The organism is Sphingomonas azotifigens NBRC 15497 (assembly GCF_002091475.1).
Classification (GTDB): Bacteria; Pseudomonadota; Alphaproteobacteria; order Sphingomonadales; family Sphingomonadaceae; genus Sphingomonas; species Sphingomonas azotifigens.
Map to the genome: position 1 here is coordinate 62,041 of NZ_BCTR01000035.1, position 17,687 is coordinate 79,727.

20 protein-coding genes are annotated in these 17,687 nt (G+C 68.7%); 11 read left to right on the plus strand and 9 right to left on the minus strand.

Annotated elements, in window-relative coordinates:
• Positions 1-84: 84 nt before the first annotated feature.
• The 5 genes from SAZ01S_RS13510 to SAZ01S_RS13530 form a co-directional block, all read right to left on the minus strand.
• Positions 85-501, minus strand: a complete 417-nt coding sequence (locus tag SAZ01S_RS13510; protein ID WP_084582789.1) for a Ros/MucR family transcriptional regulator — start codon at positions 499-501, stop codon at positions 85-87.
• A gap of 100 nt (positions 502-601) precedes the next feature.
• Entirely contained in the window at positions 602-1,087 is a 486-nt protein-coding gene (locus SAZ01S_RS13515; RefSeq protein WP_084582790.1) for a GNAT family N-acetyltransferase, read from the minus strand.
• The gene (gene tsaB, locus SAZ01S_RS13520; protein ID WP_084582791.1) at positions 1,084-1,725 is read right to left on the minus strand and encodes a tRNA (adenosine(37)-N6)-threonylcarbamoyltransferase complex dimerization subunit type 1 TsaB; all 642 of its coding nucleotides are present in this window, start codon (positions 1,723-1,725) and stop codon (positions 1,084-1,086) included. Before tsaB ends, SAZ01S_RS13515 begins: the two co-directional genes overlap by 4 nt.
• A gap of 32 nt (positions 1,726-1,757) precedes the next feature.
• Positions 1,758-2,351 carry a malonic semialdehyde reductase gene (locus SAZ01S_RS13525; RefSeq protein ID WP_084582792.1) on the minus strand — a complete coding sequence of 198 codons (594 nt, stop codon included), beginning with the start codon at positions 2,349-2,351 and terminating at the stop codon, positions 1,758-1,760.
• A 46-nt stretch (positions 2,352-2,397) separates the two neighbouring features.
• Entirely contained in the window at positions 2,398-2,973 is a 576-nt protein-coding gene (locus SAZ01S_RS13530) for a NifU family protein (protein WP_084582793.1), read from the minus strand.
• Positions 2,974-3,263: 290 nt separating this feature from the next.
• Between SAZ01S_RS13530 and lnt the strand changes: the two genes are divergently transcribed.
• From lnt to SAZ01S_RS13565, 7 genes are all read left to right on the plus strand, one after another.
• Complete coding sequence (gene lnt, locus SAZ01S_RS13535; protein ID WP_084582794.1) at positions 3,264-4,823, plus strand: apolipoprotein N-acyltransferase; 1,560 nt, start codon at positions 3,264-3,266, stop codon at positions 4,821-4,823.
• A gap of 73 nt (positions 4,824-4,896) precedes the next feature.
• A complete protein-coding gene (gene metK / locus SAZ01S_RS13540) occupies positions 4,897-6,108 on the plus strand; it encodes a methionine adenosyltransferase (protein ID WP_084582795.1) in 1,212 nt (403 codons plus the stop codon).
• Between the two features lie 148 nt (positions 6,109-6,256).
• Positions 6,257-7,012 (plus strand): EAL domain-containing protein, encoded by a 756-nt coding sequence (locus tag SAZ01S_RS13545; RefSeq protein WP_084582796.1) that lies wholly within the window; start codon positions 6,257-6,259, stop codon positions 7,010-7,012.
• 93 nt (positions 7,013-7,105) lie between these two features.
• On the plus strand, positions 7,106-7,867 hold the full coding sequence (locus SAZ01S_RS13550; protein WP_084582797.1) for an EAL domain-containing protein: 762 nt from the start codon (positions 7,106-7,108) through the stop codon (positions 7,865-7,867).
• A 165-nt stretch (positions 7,868-8,032) separates the two neighbouring features.
• On the plus strand, positions 8,033-8,773 hold the full coding sequence (locus SAZ01S_RS13555; protein WP_084582798.1) for an EAL domain-containing protein: 741 nt from the start codon (positions 8,033-8,035) through the stop codon (positions 8,771-8,773).
• A gap of 50 nt (positions 8,774-8,823) precedes the next feature.
• Positions 8,824-9,504, plus strand: coding sequence for a tRNA (guanosine(46)-N7)-methyltransferase TrmB (trmB, locus tag SAZ01S_RS13560; RefSeq protein WP_084582799.1), 681 nt, complete (start codon positions 8,824-8,826; stop codon positions 9,502-9,504).
• Positions 9,491-10,084 carry an NUDIX domain-containing protein gene (locus SAZ01S_RS13565; protein WP_084582800.1) on the plus strand — a complete coding sequence of 198 codons (594 nt, stop codon included), beginning with the start codon at positions 9,491-9,493 and terminating at the stop codon, positions 10,082-10,084. Before trmB ends, SAZ01S_RS13565 begins: the two co-directional genes overlap by 14 nt.
• Here the strand turns inward: SAZ01S_RS13565 and SAZ01S_RS13570 are convergent.
• Entirely contained in the window at positions 10,060-11,073 is a 1,014-nt protein-coding gene (locus SAZ01S_RS13570; RefSeq protein WP_245824853.1) for a GNAT family N-acetyltransferase, read from the minus strand. The two genes, SAZ01S_RS13565 and SAZ01S_RS13570, sit on opposite strands and share 25 nt — an antisense overlap.
• 241 nt (positions 11,074-11,314) lie before the next feature.
• Here SAZ01S_RS13570 and SAZ01S_RS13575 point away from each other — a divergent pair, with 241 nt between their 5' ends.
• The 3 genes from SAZ01S_RS13575 to SAZ01S_RS13585 all read left to right on the plus strand — a co-directional run bounded on the left by SAZ01S_RS13575 (position 11,315) and on the right by SAZ01S_RS13585 (position 13,391).
• Positions 11,315-11,770: a DUF2721 domain-containing protein gene (locus tag SAZ01S_RS13575; RefSeq protein ID WP_084582802.1), complete on the plus strand. Its 456-nt coding sequence runs from the start codon at positions 11,315-11,317 to the stop codon at positions 11,768-11,770.
• 62 nt (positions 11,771-11,832) lie between these two features.
• Entirely contained in the window at positions 11,833-12,318 is a 486-nt protein-coding gene (purE, locus tag SAZ01S_RS13580) for a 5-(carboxyamino)imidazole ribonucleotide mutase (RefSeq protein ID WP_084582803.1), read from the plus strand.
• Complete coding sequence (locus tag SAZ01S_RS13585; RefSeq protein WP_084582804.1) at positions 12,315-13,391, plus strand: 5-(carboxyamino)imidazole ribonucleotide synthase; 1,077 nt, start codon at positions 12,315-12,317, stop codon at positions 13,389-13,391. Before purE ends, SAZ01S_RS13585 begins: the two co-directional genes overlap by 4 nt.
• Positions 13,392-13,418: 27 nt before the next feature.
• On the opposite strand, the gene SAZ01S_RS13590 is transcribed toward SAZ01S_RS13585, so the two are convergent.
• On the minus strand, positions 13,419-13,739 hold the full coding sequence (locus tag SAZ01S_RS13590) for a hypothetical protein (protein WP_064310305.1): 321 nt from the start codon (positions 13,737-13,739) through the stop codon (positions 13,419-13,421).
• A gap of 316 nt (positions 13,740-14,055) precedes the next feature.
• Here SAZ01S_RS13590 and SAZ01S_RS13595 point away from each other — a divergent pair, with 316 nt between their 5' ends.
• On the plus strand, positions 14,056-15,573 hold the full coding sequence (locus SAZ01S_RS13595) for a pentapeptide repeat-containing protein (protein WP_084582805.1): 1,518 nt from the start codon (positions 14,056-14,058) through the stop codon (positions 15,571-15,573).
• Here SAZ01S_RS13595 and SAZ01S_RS13600 read toward each other — a convergent pair.
• Together SAZ01S_RS13600 and SAZ01S_RS13605 are read right to left on the minus strand one after the other, a co-directional pair.
• Complete coding sequence (locus tag SAZ01S_RS13600; protein ID WP_084582806.1) at positions 15,570-16,343, minus strand: 3'(2'),5'-bisphosphate nucleotidase CysQ; 774 nt, start codon at positions 16,341-16,343, stop codon at positions 15,570-15,572. The two genes, SAZ01S_RS13595 and SAZ01S_RS13600, sit on opposite strands and share 4 nt — an antisense overlap.
• On the minus strand, positions 16,336-17,682 hold the full coding sequence (locus tag SAZ01S_RS13605; RefSeq protein ID WP_084582807.1) for a TldD/PmbA family protein: 1,347 nt from the start codon (positions 17,680-17,682) through the stop codon (positions 16,336-16,338). The genes SAZ01S_RS13600 and SAZ01S_RS13605 overlap by 8 nt, the downstream gene beginning before the upstream one ends.
• Positions 17,683-17,687 lie beyond the last annotated feature (5 nt).

Below are 17,687 nucleotides of genomic sequence, written 5' to 3' on the forward strand. Positions count from 1 at the left end.
CTAATCGCGTATTTCCCACGAAAACGCCGGCCGCGGACGGGGGTCCGGGCCGGCGCCTTCGTGTCGGTCCTTGCGGACGGGCGATCAGCGCGTCTTGCGGCGCTTGGTGCCCAGGCCGATCTTCTTCGCCAGGCTGCGGCGCTGCTCGGCATAGTTCGGGGCGACCATCGGATAGTCGGCCGGCAGGTTCCACTTGGCGCGGTACTGCTCCGGGGTCATCTGATAGTGCGTCATCAGGTGACGCTTCAGCATCTTCAGCTTCTTACCGTCCTCGAGGCAGACGATATAGTCGGGCTTCACCGAAGCGCGCACCGAAACCGCCGGCTCCTGCTTCACTTCCGGCTCCGGCTGCGCGGTGCCGAGGCCGCTGAGCGCGGTATGCACGTTCGAGATCAGCTGCGGCAGGTCCGACACCGCGACGCTGTTGTTGCTGACATGCGCAGCGACAATATCGGCGGTCAGCGCGATGAGGGTTTCCTGAATTTCAGATGAAGCTTCCATGATATTCCTTTCGACCCGTTCATGGCGACTATTCTTTCTGTCGCCTGAAACGCCCTATCGTTCGAAGCACAACGATTGGCAAGAGATCAAGTCTCAATCGTTATAAATTTTGTGAAAGCGCACGTGCCAAAGTGAGAGCATCGAAGCTTTGTCCGTTAATACCGCGATAATAGCCGCGACGTTCACCAACCTTCTCAAAGCCTGCGCCGTGATAAAGCCGGATCGCTCCATTGCCCGAACGGACCTCGAGATGGAGCTTGGTGGCGCCGCGATTGCCCGACTCAGCGATCACCGCGCGCAGCAACGCACCGCCGACCCCCCGGCCCCGCGCAGCGGGACTGGTCGCCAGCAGCAGCAATTCGGCTTCGTCGAGCATCGCGCGCGCCATCGCGAAGCCGCAGTCGTGCCCGCCGATGCTCGCGACGAGCAGCCACACGCCCGAAAGCGCCATCATCCCCATGCATTGCGGCTGGGTCCAGGCCTCGCCAAAGGCGGGATCGAATGCCGCCTGCATGATGCGGCTCACCGACGGCAGATCCTGCACCCCGCCCTCGCGCAACTCGATCGGCTGGGGCGCGGCGCTCATGCGAGCCCCCGCTCCGCCAGCGTCTTGGCATCGGGGCCGCGGCCGTAGAGCGGGCGCGGTGCGAGCGTGGTGAAAGCGGGCGGCAACAGCACCGCATCGGCGGCGCGGGGCAGCGCCTCGCGCAGGTCCAGCCCCTCGGCCAGGGCAGCGAGATGCCGCACGCCGCTGCCGATGGCGGGCCGTCCATCGAGCGCGGCGAGCGCCGCATCCGGGCGCAGCGACGCGAGCGGCGCGGTCTCGATCAACGGGGCGGCGAAATGCTGCACGAAGACCTCGCCATGCCCGCCCTCCAGTACCACCGACAGGCGGTCGAGCGCCAAGTCGCCGGCGAACGCAGTGGCGGCGAGCAGCGCCAGCGAGGAATAGCCGTGCACCGGCACGCCCCAGCCGATCGCCAGCCCGCGCGCGGCGGCGAGGCCGACGCGGACGCCGGTGAAGCTGCCGGGACCGACATCGACCAGGATCGCGTCGGCGCGGCCGCCGCCGGGCAGTTCGCCGATCATCGGGATCAGCCGCTCGGCATGGCCGCGGCCGACCAGTTCGTGCCGCTCGGCAAGAACGGCGCCGTCCGCCAGCAACGCCACCGAACAGGCGGCGGTGGCGGTTTCGATCACAAGGTGTCGCGGGGCTTCAGCCATCGCCCCGCGCTAGCCAAAGAAACGGGGGCAGGTCAAATCACCCGGTTGAAGCGGTCGAACGCGGGACGCGGCAGCCGCGCATAGACGCTCGAGGGATCGCCGACGCCCAGCGTCGAGATGAAGTTCGACTTCACCCCCGGCTGATCGGCGAAGAACGCTTCGTCGACCTTGGCGTTGTCGAAGCCCGACATCGGGCCGGTGTCGAAGCCGAGCGCGCGGGCTGCAATGATGAAATAGGCGCCCTGCAGCGTCGAGTTGCGGAACGCGTGCGGCTGGCGCGACTCCTCGGTCGGGAACCAGTTCTTCGCTTCCGGCGCATGCGGGAAGAATTCGGGCAGCGTTTCGGTGAAGTTCACGTCATAGCCGATGATCACGCTGGCGGGCGCCTTGCGGATCTTCTCGGCATTGCTGCCGCTCGACAGGCTCGCAAGCTTGTCCTTGGCCTCCTGGCTGAGCACCCACACGAACCGCGCCGACTGCTGGTTCATCGACGTCGGACCCATTTTGAGCAGGTCGTAGATCGCCTCGATATCGGCCTGGGTCACCGGCGTATCGGTATAGCCGTTGAAGGTCCGCGCGGTGCGGAAGATCGTATCGAGGGCGACGTCGTTCAGCGGCTGGCCCATGGCCTGCGATCCTTTCGTACGGGGAGGAAGAGAAAGAGGCGAGCGCTTAGATCGCGCGCACCTCGGTGACTTCGGGAACGTAATATTTGAGCAGCTGCTCGATGCCGTTCTTCAGCGTCGCGGTCGACGAGGGGCAGCCCGAGCAGGCGCCCTGCATCTGGAGGAACACCTTGCCCTCGTTGAACCCGCGATAGACGATGTCGCCGCCGTCATTGGCGACGGCCGGGCGGATGCGGGTGTCGATCAGCTCGCGGATCTGCGCGACGATGTCGGCATCCTCGGGATTGTCGCCGAAATCGGCGCTTTCCGGCGGCACGCTGAAGCCGGCGGCGGTGCCCTGCTGGAACAGCGGCATGTTGGCCGAGAAATGATCGAGCAGGATGCCGAGCACATCGGGCTTGAGGCCCGTCCACTCGACGCCGGGGGCGGCGGTGACCGAGATGAAGTCGCGGCCGAAGAACACGCCGGTCACATCGCCCAGGCCGAACAGCGCGTCGGCGAGCGGCGAGGCCTCGGCCTCTTCGGGGCTGGCGAAGTCGCGGGTGCCGGCCTCCATCACGATCCTGCCGGGCAGGAACTTGAGCGTGGCGGGGTTGGGCGTGGCTTCGGTCTCGATCAGCATGCCGCTCACATGGGCGCGTCCTTGCGCCGGATCAAGCGGGCGGGCGGGAAACGCTGCGTTGCTGCCTTATTCCTCCCCCAGCATCGCTGGGGGAGGGGGACCACGCCGCGCCAGCGGTGTGGTGGAGGGGCCGCACCAAAGGTGCGGTGCGTCGCTGAACCCGACCACCGCGCTTTCTGGCGCGGCCCCTCCACCACCGCCTGCGGCGGCGGTCCCCCTCCCCTGCTGCGCAGGGGAGCAATGGGAAGCCCCCTCCCCCTCGCCGCCCGCATCGTGTACGCCCGCCGGCGATGTCTCGCCGTCCGCTGCTCGCCTCGCTCCTTCTCGGCACGCTTTCCGCCACCGGCTTCGCGCCGCTGGAATGGTGGCCGCTCGCCCTGCTCTGCTTCGCCGGGCTGTTCGCGCTGGTCTACCGGGCTCGAACGCTCCGCTCGGCGCTGTTCCGCGCCTGGCTGTTCGGACTCGGCCATTTCACGCTGGGCGACAACTGGATCCAGCACGCGTTCGACTTCCAGGACAAGATGCCGCCCGCGCTAGGCTATGCCGCCGTGGTGCTGCTGGCGCTGTATCTGGCGATCTACCCGGCGCTGGCGATGGGCACGGCCTGGCTCTTCGCCCGCAAGGTAAAGCCCCGATCGGGCTGGATCGAGCCCGACCTCGGCTATGTCCTCGCCGCCGCCGCCGCGTGGATCGTCACCGAATGGCTGCGCGGCGTGGCGTTCACCGGCTATCCGTGGAACCCGCTCGGTGTGCTCTGGGTGCCGGTGCCCGGCGTGCGCAACCTCGCGACGCTGATCGGTACCTATGCGCTCTCCGGCATGACGCTCGCGATCGCCGGCAGCCTCTACCTCGCCTTCCAGCGCCAGTACCGTCCGCTGCTCGTCGCCGCCGTGGCGCTGCTCGCGCTGGGCCTCGGCTGGTCGGATCGCTGCGACCGGATCCGCTGCATCAGCACCGCCAGCGGCAAGGAGGTGGTGATCGTCCAGCCGAACATCGGCCAGGACGCGGTCAGCCGCCCCGATTATGCCGAATATCTGCTCAACCGGATGATCGCGCTGAGCGGCAGGCCCGGCGCGCTGCCCCGCTTAGTCGTCTGGCCCGAGGGGATGGTCGATTACTTCGTCGAATATGGCTATCCGGAGCAATGGTATCGGCAGGACCCGCTGCTCGTCCGCGCGCGCATCGCCGCGGTGCTGGGGCCCTGGGACGAGGCTCTGATCGGCGGCAACGCGCTCCAGTTCGGCCGTGACAACCAGCTGCGCGGCGCGGGCAATTCGGTCTGGGCGCTCGATCCCGAGGGCATGCTCCGCGGCCGCTACGACAAGGCGCACCTGGTGCCGTACGGCGAGTATCTGCCGATGCGCACGCTGCTCGCGCCGCTCGGCCTCGCCCGGCTGGTGATGGGCGACGTCGACTTCCTGCCCGGCCCCGGGCCGCGCGCAATCCCCGTGCCCGGCTTCGGCAATGCCGGCATCCAGATCTGCTACGAGATCATCTTCTCAGGGCAAGTGGTCGACCGTGCCCATCGCCCCGACTTCCTGTTCAACCCCTCGAACGACGCCTGGTTCGGCAGCTGGGGCCCGCCGCAGCACCTGGCGCAGGCCCGGCTCCGCGCGATCGAGGAGGGCCTGCCGATCCTCCGCGCCACGCCCACCGGCATCTCGGCGCTGATCGACGGGCATGGCCGCCTGCTCGGCACGATCCCGCCGAACCAGGCCGCTGCGCTCCGCCTGCCGCTGCCGCGCCCGCTGGCGCCGACGCTGTTCGCGCAGATCGGCAACTGGATGGTGCTGATCGTCGCCGCGCTTACGGGGTTGTTCGCGATTGCCAATCGGCGGTGGGCTCGCTAGAGAGTACATATAAGGAAAGCTTTATATGGGCATGGCAACGGCCCGGCGATCCTTCCCAACCTGAGGAATTTACATGCGTTCCAACTATCTCTTCACGTCCGAGTCCGTTTCCGAAGGCCATCCCGACAAGGTCGCCGACCAGATTTCCGACTCGATCGTCGACCTGTTCCTGTCGAAGGATCCCGAAGCCCGCATCGCCTGCGAGACGCTGACCACCACCCAGCTCGTGGTGCTTGCCGGCGAAATCCGCTGCAAGGGCGTCTACGAGAATGGCGAATGGGCACCGGGCGCCAAGGAAGAGATCGAGAAGACCGTCCGCGAGACGGTGAAGCGCATCGGCTATGAGCAGTCGGGCTTCCACTGGCAGACCTTCCGCTTCGAGAACAACCTGCACGGCCAGTCGGCGCACATCGCGCAGGGCGTGGACGCGAGCGGCAACAAGGACGAAGGCGCCGGCGACCAGGGCATCATGTTCGGTTTCGCCTGCGACGAGACCCCGGACCTGATGCCGGCGACGCTCGACTACAGCCACAAGATCCTCGAGCGCATGGCCGCCGACCGCCATTCGGGCGCCGCGCCGTTCCTCGAGCCGGACGCCAAGAGCCAGGTGACCCTGCGCTTCGAGAACGGCAAGCCGGTCGCTGCGACCGCGATCGTCGTCTCGACCCAGCACGCCCCGGGCTATGACCAGGGCGACAAGGAAGCCGAGCTCCACGCCTATGTGAAGAAGGTCGTTGCCGACCTGCTGCCGGCCGAGCTGCTCTCGGACGCGACCGAATATCACATCAACCCGACCGGCTCGTTCGAAATCGGCGGTCCGGACGGTGACGCAGGCCTCACCGGCCGCAAGATCATCGTCGACACCTACGGCGGCGCCAGCCCGCACGGCGGCGGCGCGTTCAGCGGCAAGGACCCGACCAAGGTCGATCGTTCGGCGGCGTACATCACCCGCTATCTGGCGAAGAACATCGTCGCGGCCGGCCTCGCCAAGCGCTGCACGATCCAGCTCGCCTACGCCATCGGCGTGTCGAAGCCGCTGTCGCTCTATGTCGACACCCACGGCACCGGCACCGTCGGCGACGACAAGATCGAGCAGGCGATCCAGGGCATCGAGAAGCTGGGCGGCCTCACCCCGCGCGGCATCCGCACGCACCTGGGCCTCAACAAGCCGATCTACCAGCCGACCGCGGCCTATGGTCACTTCGGCCGCAAGCCCGAGGGCGATTTCTTCCCCTGGGAGCGCACCGACCTGGTCGAGGACCTGAAGGCCGCGCTCGCCGCCTGATCGGTTCTTCTGATCCGAACATGAATTGGCCCCGCCGGCACCCGCCGCGCGGGGCTTTTTCGTGGCCGTCGCAGCCGTTCGCCCCGCCGCCCGCCTATAAGAAATCGTGGGCCCGTCATGGTTAATGCGGGGAGTGGAGGAAGAACGAATGGTTCTCGACGCAGAGGACTGGCAGCCGGCACCCGAGGCCGGTCTGCACCTGGCCTTTCGGCCGATGCACGACGTCATCACCGATCGCGTCTACGCCTATGAAGCGCTGCTGCGCGGGCCGGACGGCGAAGAGGGCGACGCGATTCTCGCCCAGATCCCTGCCGAACGCCATGCCGAACTCGATCGGCGCATCGCCGCCGCCGCCGTGTACCGCGCGATGGATGCCGGCCTTGGCAGCATGCCCGCGCGCCTGCTGATCCCGATCCTCGCACCCACCGCCGCCCCCGCCGGCGCCTCGCTCGCCGCCGCGCTGGAGGCCGGGCGCCGCACCGGCCTGGTGCCCGAGCGGATGATCTTCGGCGTCCACGGCTTTGCCGATGTGCCGGGCCAGCACCTTGCCGATCTCGTCGAGGGGCATCGCCGCGTGGGCAGCCTCACCGCCTTTGTCGGCCTCGGCCATGATCCGGTCGGCTTCACGCCATGCGTGCGCTACCGCCCGGAAATGGTGCGGCTCGACTCCGACCTCATCAACGGCATCGACTCGAGCTGGTCGCGCCGGCTGATGCTGGAGGAACTGGCACCGCGGCTGCGCGACCTCGGCATCCGCGTGATCGCCGACGGCGTGGCGCGCGAACCGGTGCTCCAGCGCCTGCGCAGCTTCGGCATTTTCCATGTGCAGGGCGAGATGGTGGCACCGCCGATCCCCGGCAGGCTGCCGCCGACCCGCATCGTCCGACGGGCCGCCGCCGCCTGACGCTTCCGGGAGTATCCCGAGCGGCAGCATCAACGCTCGGGTAATCATTTACGCCTACCAATTGACGCAGGGGATCCAGCGTGGAGATGCCCCGTGCTCGACCCAATTGCCCCCGCTCCTCTTCAGGAAGCGCTTCGCCGGGACTGGTTCGCGATGGCGTTCCAGCCGGTCGTCAACACCTCCACCCTGATCGTCACGGCCTATGAGGCGACGTTCCGCGGGCCGGAGGGCGAAAGCCCCGCCGCGTTCGTCGAGACGCTGGCGGAGGACAAGCGCCCCACCTTCGATCTGCGCTGCCGCGTCGCCGCGATCGAACAAGCGATGGCGCTGGGCATTACCGAGCGCCACACCCGCCTCGCGATCAAGGTGATGCCGCGCTACATCACCGATCCGGTCGCCGATGCCGATCGCATGCTGCGCATCGTCCGCCGCCTCGGCTTCCCGCCACGCGAGCTGGTGTTCGAGTTCAGCGACCGCGACAATCTCGAAAGCGACAAGATGCTCGGACTGATGAGGGCCTATCGCAAGCTCGGCTTCCTGATCGCGTTCGACGATTTCGGCGCGGGGAACATGGGGCTCGACCTGCTCTCCGCCTTCACCCCGGACACGCTGAAGCTCGCCCCCGAACTGGTGCATAGCCTGTGCAGCAGCTGGGCCAAGCGCATCGTCGTCGAGCGGGTCGTGGAGATCGCCAAGAAGGGGCGCATCCGCTTGATTGCGGAGGGCGTCTCGACCCGCGCCGAGCATGATCGGCTGCGCACGCTGGAGGTGACGCTGATGCAGGGCGACCTCATCGCGCTGCCGCAGGTGGGGGTGCTGCCGGGACCGGCACTGCGCCTGACCGCGGCTGCCTAGCGTCGAATCGGCGGACCCGGGCGGACTCGCGACGGAGAGGGGTTCAAGCTTCGTAGATTCCCCAACCGGGCGAATCCGCTGCGGCGACGCACGGAATGGGAAGGTTGCCATGAAGCCGGTAGCCCAGGTCCAGGTTCAGCAGAATCGGGTAGAGGAGCAGGTACCATGGCCGACACGATGGATCTTCGGATCAAACTGGAGCCGATCACGGCACAGGGCAGCACCGAACCCTTCGCCTGGCACGCCGGCATCCATGCGCGCCGCCACGCCTTCCATACGGTCGATGCCATCCTGCCGCGCGAAGACCGTACCGCGCTGGAAGCGACCCGGCTCGACCGCGTCTTCGCGGCGGCAGCCGCGGCGGGCCTTGCCGACTCGGGCACGCTGCTGGTGGTGCCGGTCCAGGTCCGTGCCGGCACGCCAGATCGCCTGCTCGCCCACCTGTTCCGCGCCGCGCTTCGCCACCGCTTCCCGGTCGGCCATGTCATTGTCGAGATCAGCGCCGACGAGGCGACCGATCGCGACGCCGCCGCCGCGCTGATCCATGCCTGCACCGATCGCGGCATGATGATCGCGCTGGGCGACTTCGCCGCCGGCCCGCTCGCGCTGCGGCTGCTCGCGCATTGCTCACCGCGGCTGATCCGGCTGGCGCCCGCGCTGGCCCACCGGCTCGACATCGCGCCGGCGCGCGCCCGCCTCGTCGAAGGCGTGCTTCGCCTCGCCGGCGGCATGGGCGTCGCCGTCGTCGCCCCCGCCCCGACCGAGGAAGCCGAGCAGCAGGCCGCATTCGCCGCCGGGCTCCGCCACTTCGAGGGCGAGCTGCGGATCGAGCAGCGCGTCCGCCGCTACACCCGGCCGATGCGCCGCTGGGGCGCCGCCGTCGCCGCCAACCGCCTCGCCGCCTGAACGCGCCCGGATTTGCCAGCACGCGGCGGCGCGACTATGCGCTGCGCCCCATGGCCGATCCCATCACTCTCCGCCGTCTCTATGGCCGCCGCCAGGGCCACAAGCTCCGCCAGGGCCAGTCCGCGCTCGTCGAGGAACTGCTGCCCCAGGTGAGCGTGCCCGAAACCGGCCCGCTCGATGCGCAGACCCTGTTCGGCGACGATCGCCCGCTCGAATTCGAGATCGGCTTCGGCGGCGGCGAGCATCTCGCCGGCCAGGCGACGATGCGCCCCGAGCACGGTTTCATCGGCTGCGAGCCCTTCCTCAACGGCGTGGTCGGCGCGCTCAACCATATTCGCGACGGCGAGCTCGCCAATGTCCGTCTGCACATGGGCGACGCACTGGAAGTGATGGAGCGGCTGCCCGATGCGAGCCTCTCCCGTGTCTACCTGCTCCACCCCGATCCCTGGCCCAAGGCGCGCCACGCCAAGCGCCGCATGGTCAACCACGGCCCGCTCGACCTGATCGCCGCCAAGCTCAAGCCCGGCAGCGAGTTCCGCCTCGGCACCGACGATCCCACCTATTGCCGCTGGGCGATGATGGTGCTGGGCCAGCGCAGCGACTTCGTATGGCAGGCCAAGACCGCGCAGGACTTCCTCACCCGCCCCGCCGACTGGCCCGAGACCCGCTACGAGCGCAAGGCGCGCCGCCAGGGGCATGAGGTGTGGTATTTCCGCTATGTCCGGGTCTGAGCCCGGCCACCGCATCGAACGCGTCGAGACGGTCTATCAGGGGTGGGGCCGGCTGCTGCTGGCGACGCTGCGCACCCCCGACGGCAGTCTGATCACCCGCCAGATCGAGGACCATGGCGATGCCGTCGCGGTCCTCCCCTATGATGCGGCGCGCGGCACCGTGCTGCTGGTCCGCCAGTCGCGGCCGCCGCTGCTCTTCCGGGGCGAACCCGAGCCGGTCTATGAGGCGCTCGCCGGCCGCATCGATCCCGGCGAGGACGCCGAGGGTACCGCGCGGCGCGAAGCGGTGGAGGAATGCGGCGTCACGCTCGGCACGATCGATCTGGTCGGCCATTTCTTCGCGATGCCGGCGGTCTCCACCGAGCGGCTGAGCCTCTATCTGGCGCCCTATAGCCTTGCCGATCGCACCAGCGCCGGCGGCGGACTGGTCCAAGACCATGAGGATATCGAAGTCATCGAGATGCGGCTCGACGATCTCTGGGCGAAGGGCATGGGCGCGCTGGCCGACATGAAGACGGCGATCCTCGTTCTTGCGCTGCGCGAACGCCTCGCCGCTCAGGGCTGGCCGCCCGCCGCCTGACCGCTGCGCCGCCAGCGCCCGCGCAGCAGCCGCGCGGCCAGCGCCTCCACCCCCGGTCGCACGAAGATCCAGTCGCGGATCGCCGGGCCTTTGGTGGCACCCATGGTCTGCTTGTAGCCGCTGTCGCCGGCGCCCCAGTCGACCAGCGTCACCCCGCGCTCTTGCGCCCGCACGAGGTTGCGATACTGGAGCAGCTTGCCCGGCGAATGCTTCGCCACTGCCGGATCATAGCTGTTGGCGATGGCATAGCAGCGCGTGCCGGTGACGAGGTCGAACGAGAAGGCCATCGGCCGCCCGTCGATCCGCAGCACCGCGGCGGAGAACATGGCCGCGAGCATCGGATCGCGCACCGCCGCCTGCCAGAAGGCGCCGTGACCGTCCGCCGTGAACTTGGCGTCGCGCCCGTCGGTGCGGGCGGCGATCCAGCTGCGTCGCTCGACATCGGCGAGCCCGTCGATGTCTGGCGGCCCCCATTCCCAGGTGAGCGCGCCCGTGCCTGCGAGATGCTTCTCCAGATGCCGGTTCTTGCGCAGCGTCGATCCGCGCGGCCACCCCTCGGCCGCGATGTCGAGCAGGAAGCTGTCGGCCACGTGGCGGTCGAGCAGCGTCCAGCCGGTCGCCAGCGCGCGTGGCTTGAGCCAGTCGAGCGCGGGGTCACCGTCACAGACCGGCCCGATCCGCAACGCCCGCACCTGCCGCGCCAGCGCGCCGAGCAGCCCGTCCGCTGCCGGCGGGGGCGCGCCTTCCGCCACGGGGAAGCTGCGGAACGGCCAGTAGCAGCCGGGGATCTCGGCGAGCCCGAGCCAGCGCGGCCCCTTGGCGACCAGGGGCAGGGCCGCCACCGGGCCAGCTTCGGTCTCCACCACCAGCGTCCGTGCCGTTCCGCCATAGGCCTGCAGTGCCGCGGCGTACCACCCGCGCCGGAGGAAGCGATGGCTTTCCGGGGCCCGCTCCGCCACCGCGTCCAGCGCATCCGCGAGGCCCGGCATAGCGGCGGCGCGAACCGCCTTCCCACCCCACGCGTCATCCCCGCGAAGGCGGGGATCCATTGGTGGGAATGCCTCGGCTTCTTCCCCGCCCGTCCTGGCAAATGGATCCCCGCCTTCGCGGGGATGACAGTGTCGGGCAGGGACCGGCGGGGCCATTCGCGCGTCTTACCCCCGCATCCGTTACCATCCGGTGCAGCCACCGCTTGCACGCCGCGCACTACCCCTTGCATAAGGAGCATGCATGGAAGGCCCCTATCTCTCCACCGTCTCGGAAACGATCCAGGCCGCGATCGCGCCCGTGTTCCTGCTCGCCGGCATCGGCGCGTTCCTCAACACCATGGTCGGCCGCCTCGCCCGCATCGTCGATCGCGCGCGGGTGATCGAGGAGCTGCACCCGCGCTCCAGCGGCCCCGAGCATGATCGGCACGTGTGGGAACTCCGCATCATCGATCGCCGCATCTCGGTGATCAACAACGCAATCTTCCTGTGCACCGCCAGCGCGCTTGCGATCTGCTTCGTCGTCGCGATCATGTTCGTCTCGCGCCTCGCCAACCTGCATGTCGGCATCTGGATCGCGGTCGCCTTCATCGTCTCGATGCTGCTGCTGATCGCGGGGCTGCTCTATTTCCTCGTCGAGGTGCGGATGTCGCTGAAGGCGATCCATGTCCGCCAGGAACTGCTCGAACTCGATTCGTAGGCCATTGCCCTGCGGGCGCTGCCTGACTAACACCCCGCTTCCATTCCACGGTCGGGCAGGCAATGGCGGACGCACCTCTTATCGGCATCATCATGGGCAGCACCTCCGACTGGGACACGATGCGCCACGCCGCGTCGATCCTAGAGGAACTGGGCGTGCCCCACGAGACCAAGGTCGTCTCGGCGCATCGCACCCCGCAACGGCTCTATGACTATGCCACCAGCGCCGCCGACCGCGGCCTCAAGGTGATCATCGCGGGAGCCGGCGGCGCGGCGCACCTGCCCGGCATGGCCGCAGCGATGACCCACCTGCCGGTGCTCGGCGTGCCGGTCGAATCCAAGACGATGAAGGGCATCGATAGCCTCTACTCGATCGTCCAGATGCCCGGCGGCATCCCGGTGGGCACGCTGGCGATCGGCAAGGCGGGCGCCAAGAACGCCGCGCTGCTGGCCGCCGCGATCCTCGCCACCTCGGACGAAGCGCTGACCGAAAAGCTGATCGCCTGGCGCACCGTGCAGACCGAGAGCGTCGCGGAGGAGCCGGCATGAGCGAGGTGCTTCCCCCCGGCTCGACCATCGGCATCCTCGGTGGCGGCCAGCTCGGCCGGATGATCGCGGTCGCCGCGGCCCAGCTCGGTTATCGCACCCATGTCCTCGCCCCCGACGAGGAAAGCATCGCCGCGCAGACCGCCTCCAGCTTCACCCGCGCCGATTATCACAGCCATATCGTGCTCGACGAACTGGCGAGCCACGCCGACGTGATCACCTATGAGTTCGAGAATGTCGCGCTGGCACCCGTCGCGCATCTCGCGGCCAAGGTGCCGGTGCGTCCCGGCGCCAAGAGCCTGGAGATCGCGCAGGACCGCGCCAACGAGAAGTCGTTCGTGGCCGAGCTCGGCGGCCGCACCGCGCCCTGGGCGCTGGTCACCACCCGCGACGAGCTGCACGATGCAATCGCCCGGATCGGCGCGCCGTCGATCCTGAAGACGCTGCGGCTCGGCTATGACGGCAAGGGCCAGGTGCGGCTGCACGACGCGTCCGAGGCCGAGGACGCCTGGGCAGCGATCGGCGAGCGCCCGGCGATCCTCGAAGGCTTCGTCACGTTCAGCCACGAATTCTCGATCATCACCGTGCGCGGGCTGGACGGCACGCTGGCCAGCTATCCGCCGCCCTGGAACGAGCACAAGGACGGCATCCTCGCTCGCTCCACTTTGCCCGCCCCGGCGGAAATCGCCCGCCACTGGACCGAGGCGGCGGCGCTTTCCGGCCGCGTCGCCGAGGCGCTGGGCCATATCGGCGTGCTGACCTGCGAGTTCTTCGCGACCGATGCCGGCCCGGTGTTCAACGAAATGGCGCCGCGCGTCCACAATAGCGGCCACTGGACGATCGAGGGCGCCGAGACCTCGCAGTTCGAAAACCATGTCCGCGCGATCTGCGGCCTGCCGCTCGGCTCGACCGCGCTGACCGGCACCCATGTGGAAATGGAAAACCTGATCGGCGACGAGGCGGACCGCTGGCCCGAACTGCTCGCCGAGCCGGGCACCCATCTCCACCTCTACGGCAAGGGCCAGGCCCGGCCGGGGCGCAAGATGGGGCATGTCACGCGGGTGAAGCGGGGCTAACCCGCCGTCACCCGCGCGCGGGGCAGTTCAATTGCCCTCCGAGTCCACGACGAACACCTCAGGCTTGCCCCGCGACAGGGGATCCCAGCCGGCGGAAAGCGCGGAGCGGACGCAGCGCGTGATCGTCGCATCGTCGAGCTGGAGACGCCCGCGCGGCAATCCCTTGAGCAGCCGCTTGGGCGCCGGGAACTCCAGCCAGGCCTCGCGCTTGGCATCGCGCTGGGCGACCGCGATGGTCATCCCCTTCCAGCCCTCGTCGTCCGACAGATGGGGTTCGCGCTGCAAACGCCAATCATAGGTCACGCCATCCAGATCGATGGCACCGCTGGTGCTCAGGGATTTCGACATGGGCGGCCCTTAGCACGCCAGCCGCGCAAAGGCACAGGGGCGGATGCGGCATCGCCTCGACAGGGAACTCCGGGCGCCTTCCGGCTTCGTCTCCAAGCCAAAGGCCGCTGGTTGAAGGTAAAGGGCACTGCTCGCACTCCATCCATTTCGGATGCCGAAAGGAACGCTAGCGCGGCTTTTGCAGCAAGACTGTAACACAACTTGGCGGCACCACCAGCAGAGGCGCGCGACAGCTACAGCTTAACCTTTTGGGCACCTTTCCACCGGATATTGACGCTCGACTCTTTTCGACTGTCATTTCAAGGGGGAACAGGCGATGTCTTCGATCAATTCGGTGTCCAAGGTGCCGTATGTGCCGCAGGCCGCAACGACCACGCAGGACGCGGCGCCCGATAGCACCAAGACCGAGGCCACCGCCGCCCCCGCGCTCGATGCACGCCCGCCCCAGCTCGCCGCCGCCACCGCCGCCGCGCTGATCGCCGAGCAGGCCGCGCCGCCCGCCGCACCTGCCGATCTCGCCGGACAGGACCTGCGAAACACGGACCTGACCAAGCTCGACCTCAAGAACGCCAACCTCAAGGGCTCCAATCTCTCGGGCATGGACCTGAGCGGCCTCGATTTCTCCGGTGCGGACCTGAGCGGCGCGAACCTTTCCGGTGCGACGCTCAACAACGCCAACCTCAGCGGCGTACAGGCACAGGGTGCGAACTTCTCCGGCGCCACGATGACCGACACCGCGATGAACGACGCCAACTTCGAGATGGCCGATTTCTCAAAGGCAACGATACGCAGCAGCGACTTGCACAATTTCGACATCGTCGGCAAATTGAACGTCACGCTGGACGGCGCCGACTTTACCGGCGCTTCGCTGACCAACATCACCTTCAAGGGCGGCACGTCGCGCAACGCGACCTTCAACGACGCCAACGCCCAGACGGTCACCTTCATACGCAGCGATGTGTCCGGCTCAAAGTTCCAGAATATCAGCGGCTTGCTTGGCGTTGAGTTTTCGACGGCGGAGAATCTGGACTTCCGCAACGCATCGGGGTCGGCCACAATCAGCCTGGTCGCTTCCAAAATCGACGGCACGACGTTCGAGGGCGGCAGCTACCGATCGCTGCGGCTTCGCTTCAGCGACCTGCGGGACGTCAATCTCGACGTGAAGGACCACGACCTGTCCAACGGCAGCCTGGAAGGCTCCAATCTTTCCGGCATGGATCTCTCGGGATATAATCTGAAAGGCAACGCTCTCGGCACCAACGAAGGCCCTACGATCGAAGGCGTTACCTGGACGAACGGCATGGCGAACCTGAATCTGCGCGGTGCCAACCTTGACGGCGCCTATGTCGCGAACGCCGATGTCGCCAGCGTGAACTTCTCGGGCGCGACGATGCGCGGCGCCTATTTCGTTCACACCGACATAGCGAGCAACCACACCGCCGACGTGACCGGCGCCAATCTGGAACTGGCAACGGGCGCGGGCGCTCCCGTGGTAGATTTCCTGCAACGCATCAACGCCGCCAAGAAAGCGGCCGAGGCCAAGGAAGCGGATACGGCCGCCAAGAGCGACGCGCCGGCCGACGCCACGCTGCCCATGACGGAGTCCAGCGCGGATACCACGAACCTCGATGTCGCGCTCAAGATGCTCAACAGCATCTCCGATCAGCTGAGCGCAGACCAGGACGACAGCGCGAAAAAGGCCGACGCGAAAAAGGCGGCACAGGAACGCGAAGACCAGCGTGCGATCGACGAAGCGCACGAAAAAGACCAGGCCACGCAGGCAAAGATCGACGAGAAGCTGCTCGCCGGGAAGCTGGTCGCCGGGAACGCCTAGCGCTGCCCCGGGTCCGCCCGGTCCGCCAGCCGCGCCACCGCGGCGGCGTGGATCCCTTGCGTCGTCGCCAGCACGCCGTACGCCTCGCCCGCCGGCGTGTTGAACGCCAGTGCCTGCCCCAGCGCATCGGTCACCGCCGCACCCGCCTCGCGGGCGAGCAGCACTGCGGCGGCGATGTCCCATTCATGGCCCCAGCGCAGCGTCGCGACGAGATCGGCCTCGCCCGCGGCGACCATCGCGATGCGCAGCGCGATCGAATTGGGCTTGGGCACCGTCACCAGGTCGCGGTCGACCTTGGGGAGCTGGTCCGCCGGGACCCGCGCACCGGGCAACTCCAAGCGTTCGGCCGCGTGCAGCGCCACGCCGTTGCGCCAGGCCCCCGCGCCTGCCCGCGCCGTCCACACCTCGCCGCGCGCGGGGGCATCGAGCACGCCGATCACCGGCTGGCCGTCTTCCACCAGCGCGATCGAGACTGCCCAGCCGGGCCGCCCACGCAGATAATCGCGGGTGCCGTCGATCGGATCGACCACCCAGAGCCGCGACAGCGCCAGCCGGTCCGCATTGTCCACCGTCTCTTCGGAGAGCCAGCCGGCATCGGGCAGCAGCGCCCCCAGCCGCGTGCGGAGCAGCGCGTCGACCTCGAGGTCCACCGCGCAGACCGGATTGCCCGGCGCCTTTTCCCAGCGCGCGAAATCGCTCTGCCAGCGCGCCATTGCATGACGCCCGGCCTCGGCCGCGATCGCCGCGATCTCGGCGGCGAGCTCAGGCACCGGCGATCGTCATCCCGTCGATGCGCAGCGTCGGCGCATTGATGCCATAGCGGAACTCGAGGTCGCTGGCCGGCGTGATGGCGCGGAACATGTCCTTGAGGTTGCTCGCGATCGTCACCTCGGACACCGGCACGGTGAGCTCCCCCTTCTCGATCAGGAAGCCCGCGGCACCCCGGCTGTAGTCGCCGGTCACGCCGTTGACGCCCTGGCCGATCAGCTCGAACACGTACAGGCCATGCTCGATCTCGCCGATCAGCGTCTCCACCGGCACATGCCCCGCTTCCATATAGAGGTTGCTCGGCGACACGCCCGGCGCGCCGCCGCCGCCGCGCGTCGCATGGCCGGTCGGCTCGAGGCCGAGCTGGCGGGCGGCGGCGCTTTCCAGCAGCCAGGTCTCCAGCATCCCCTCGCGGACGATCTGCATGCGGGTCACCGGCAGCCCCTCGCCGTCAAAGGCGCGCGAGCGGATGCCGCGCGGGCGCTGCGGGTCGTCCCAGATCGTCACGCCGGGCGCGAAGATCTGCGTGCCCAGCGCATCGAGCAGGAAGCTGGTCTTGCGCGTGATCGCCGCGCCCGAGATCGCCCCGATCAGATGGCCAAGCAGCCCCGAGGAGACGCGGCGATCGAACACCACCGGCATCGCGCCGCTGGCGATCTTGCGCGGGTTGAGCCGGGCGACCGCGCGCTCGCCGGCCAGCCGACCGATCGCCTCCGGCGCATCGAGCAGCGCGGCGTGGCGGGCGGCATGGTGCGCATAGTCGCGCTCCATCGCGCCGCCGCTGCCGGCGAGCACGCTGGCGGAAATGCCGTGGCTCGACTGGGCATAGCCGCCGGCAAAGCCATGGCTGGTGGCGAGCGCGAGCTGCACCCGGCTCGCGCCCGCGCCGGCGCCTTCGCTGTTGGTGACGCCCGGCACCGCCCGCGCGGCCTCCTCGGCGGCAAGCGCGCGCGCCTTGAGCGCGGCAGGCTCGACCTCGGCGCCGTCGTCGAGGTCGAGCTGCGGCGGCACGCCCTTGAGCAGCCGGTCCTCCGGCGCGAGCCCGGCCCAGCGATCCTCCGGCGCCTCGCGCGCCATCGCGACGGCGCGTTCGACCAGCGTGGCGATCGCGTCGCTGCTCAGGTCGCTGGTCGAGACGCTCGCCGAGCGCTTGCCCACGAACACCCGCAAGTCGAGTTCCTCGGCCTCGGAGCGCTCGACATCCTCCAGCGCCCCCATCCGGACGGAGACGGAGAGCGAGCGATCGGCGGAGAAGACGGCGTCGGCGGCATCGGCCCCGGCACGGCGGGCACGCGCCACCGCATCGGCGGCGCGCTCCAGGGCCTGTTCGGTATTCAACATCCCCG